Origin of the sequence: Pedobacter sp. UBA5917 (assembly GCF_002432345.1) — a bacterium.
GTDB lineage: Bacteria > Bacteroidota > Bacteroidia > Sphingobacteriales > Sphingobacteriaceae > Pedobacter.
On record NZ_DJDT01000305.1, the window covers coordinates 1 to 3,592 of the forward strand.

The following is a 3,592-nucleotide window of genomic DNA, read 5'->3' on the forward strand; positions in this document are numbered from 1 at the left end:
GATGGCCCTGCGGTGCTCATTACTGATATCGTAAAACTGCTCCGCCATAAAAATACGCTTATCACCTGCATAAGGAACAGGCTCCGGAAAGCCGGTATTGTTGATGTTATTCGCCGTACGCCAAGGGAAATCGGCATAGTGCGCACCGGCCTCGATAATGTTATGCTGAAAATAATTTTCATGGATTAAAACCAGGCCTTTCTGATCGGCAAGGTTTGCAAATTGCTTTAACCTGTCCCAATACCAGAGGTTGTATTTGGTGATGTCGTATTTGCTCAAACCATCCCAGGCTTTATCCTGTCCGCTACGGGCAAAAGGTAATTCGTAAAAAGGAGCCCAAACTTCGCCATCCATGCGGCGGATGCGTTCGTGATCATCCCTTCTCCTATCGTACCAAAGGCCATAATTATGATCAAGCACTTTAAGCGAACTGTTTTTCATCGAGTCGGTAATTTCATCCAGGTCATCGGTTAAACCATTGCCTGAACGACCGGGAACAAAACGGGTAATGTGAAATTTAGTCTTTTTTAATGCGTACGGACGGGCACTACCACTCCACCAGGGCACATCCTGACGGTCGCCTACTACCAATTCATTTCCGCGAACCAACCAGCCGTTTTTGATGGCCATAGCGGCAAGAAGGTTGGGTTGATCTACCTTTTCTAAGCCTATTTTATCAATGTTTTTAGCCTGTGAGGCATCTGTAGGGATTTTATTCCTTTCAGCAGCAGCGTCAATATATTCTGAAACCGTTAAAGCTGGTTTATAAGCCAATTTAGTGAGTTTTAGCGCCACATCAACAGGTGGACTGCTTGATGCTTCGGTTTCTACCGGAAGAACAAAATTTCGAGCTTCGGCATCGTTACCAATCCTGTCTTTTAACTGTGCGTAATATAAACTGCGGGGCTGGATCTGTTCGTTAGACATGTCCCAATAACCGTTTCCTGCAAATTGAGACCAGGTACCGAATGCCCAGTTTTGAGCGCTTGGTGGTGCGAAATTATCAACCCTTGCGGCACTGCATTGCCAAAAAACACTGTTCGCGGCAGTCCAGCCTGCACCCTGGCCATCCTGACCACGGTTTAAATAGCTTAAAGCCTGTCCGTCTATGTTTACGATATCGAACAATACGCCCGAAGCCCAGCTATCAATAGCCCCGCTGAAACTAAATGGCAGGTAAGATTGGCATTGAACAAATACATTTGGCCCTGGTGCACAGAAACCAACTGCAAAATCGTGGTAACCGTATTCTGTATATAACCTTTGGAAAAGCGTTTGCTGTCCGGTAGTTAAAAAGGTAAAACGGCGTTCGCCACCGATTTCGGAAACCGGAGCCAGCGATTTACAATCTTCAACGGTAATTCTTTTGGCGGTTTCCAGTACATTTACGGCAGAACCTGCGAAATGCTCAAAAACTACCTGGCGTACCCAGGCATCTTCTACATTTTCTAAACAAATGGCTGTCCAGCGGTGGTATTCGTCTTTAACATTCTCTTTATGATAGTCGGATTCGATTTTCAGATTTTCTACACCCGATTGTGCGATCCTGCCCTCCCATTGGTATTTCGAAACGGTACCGCCACCATATTTTGCATCTAATGCAGTGGTAATCGGGGCATCGAAAGCAATGGTTGAACCATTTATAGCGGTAATTTTACGGTCCCAACGGATATCGCGGGTACCTGGTTTCCAGCCCAAAGCACTTTCGCCACCTCCAAATTCTACCGTTTTTAACGTTTCGATCCACTCTTTGGTTGATGGACGGTTGATGGAAATTTTATCACCAACTTTGAGTCCGTTTGTATTGGCCAAAGTAATTTTATTGGCGTTTACCGGTACATAGGCATCAGTAATACCTATTGGTGTTTCTTCAATAGGGTTCTTTTTGCCTAAAATCCTGATTACCCCGATGCGATCTAAACCTGTAGCAAAAATTTTCGTTCCGTTTTCACCAAAACCACTACCACGGAGAACAACGCCCGAAACAGACAGTTTTAGTGTGCCCGCAACGTTGTAAATTCCTTTATGGAGTAAAACTGCACCACGCAAACCATCTTTGCCTACAGGTAATTTCGAAACATAGTTTATGGCCGATTGGATAGATAAAGTAGCATCGCCTTTAACCAGCGGGACAATTACCTTTATTGTTGCGTCGGGAATGGCTTTTTCGCCAGCCATGTAACCTGCATAAGAAAAATCGGGAATGCGGTTTCCCTGCTCATCGGGTGTGTAAGCCAATTTGCCGTCCTTACCTTTAAAAATTGGTTTGGGTGGCTCAGCAGGTTTTGTTTTTTGCGCAAAAGACGGGCCTGCAACTAAAAAACCGATTAGCATGAGGGCTAAAGTTTTTAGATGTACTGCTTTTGATATATGGTTAGTTTTTGGCATTGATTTTTTAACTTAAATAAACACGGGTCATGCTGAATTTATTTTATTAGCCAATTCTATTGTTTTTCAATCGTCTAATAGCTACTTCGTGGTCAGCATCTCTCTTGTAATATAGACCCTGAAATAAATTCAGGGTGACGGGCGTGGATGGAACATGATCGAGCTTTCTCCTTTAACCTTTCGAAGGCCTCACTTTATTCACATCCACCAAGCTGTTTAAATATACCTCGATATTCGAATAGCCAGATTTTGATATTTTAGCTGCGTCTTTCGCATCTTTTGGGTTTAAACCGTTTTTAATTTCCCATGCATCAGGAATACCATCATTATCGGTATCTACATAAGGTTTTCCTTTATATTCCGGATAACCACCAACCTGTGCGATATCGGAAATGATACCCTGTTTATACGAATCGGCAGGCAAACGACGCTTTACATAACTTTGTTTTGCGGGTAGTTTATCCTCTGCAACATGTTCGATTTCGCCCGTCGTTACCTGTTTAATAATCCGTTGATCTACCGCATCGCGTACCGGTAATGATGCTCCCGCATTGGCCAATACGTAATCGTAAGCTTTTTTGGTATCGATGATCGAAATTTTAGCCATAGGCAAAGGTTTATCCACTTTCATCGAATCGAGCAGTTTCTGTTTATCCCTTTTGCTTTCGGGCTGAACGCCGCCATCCCAATTGTTTTTGGTTACTTTTTCGTTGCCTTCGATGATGTTTCCGGTTACGTAAGCTTTACCGAATTCGTTGGCAAACTTTTTATCCCTACCCGATTCAGGCTTTAAGATACGATAAGAAATCGGTTCTCCTGCTGGTGTAATAGGTCCGGGTTTGTAATAATTATTGATGAAACTGTAAAATGAAGCATTATCACCACCATCGGCACTTCTGTTCCACCAGTTGAAGATAACGTTATTGGCAAAACCAAAGTCGCCATACATGCCCACAGATGGATTACGGCTGATATTCGAAGCCCAAAGGTTACGCATAAAAGTAGAATTTAAACCACCAATGGTACTTCCGAAAGCATGGTTATAGGTATCCAAGGCTTCCGAAAAAATGGAATTTTGGATGGTAACGTTTACTGTAGGTAATTTTACAGGTTTAGAACCGTCTTTTGAATCGTAAACATGGCGGTAAATCGACATATTTTCATCTAAACCCCAACTTGCCGAAACGTGATCGATCATAATATT

1 protein-coding gene and 1 pseudogene are annotated in these 3,592 nt (G+C 43.2%); both read right to left on the reverse strand.

What is annotated here, in order from left to right; genetic code table 11:
* On the reverse strand, nt 1-2,388 hold a 2,388-nt coding region (locus B2V92_RS21380; RefSeq protein WP_293312036.1), incomplete at its 3' end, for a DUF6298 domain-containing protein.
* Nucleotides 2,389-2,560: 172 nt separating this feature from the next.
* Nucleotides 2,561-3,592 (reverse strand): annotated as a pseudogene (locus B2V92_RS21385) (polysaccharide lyase); the annotation flags it as partial.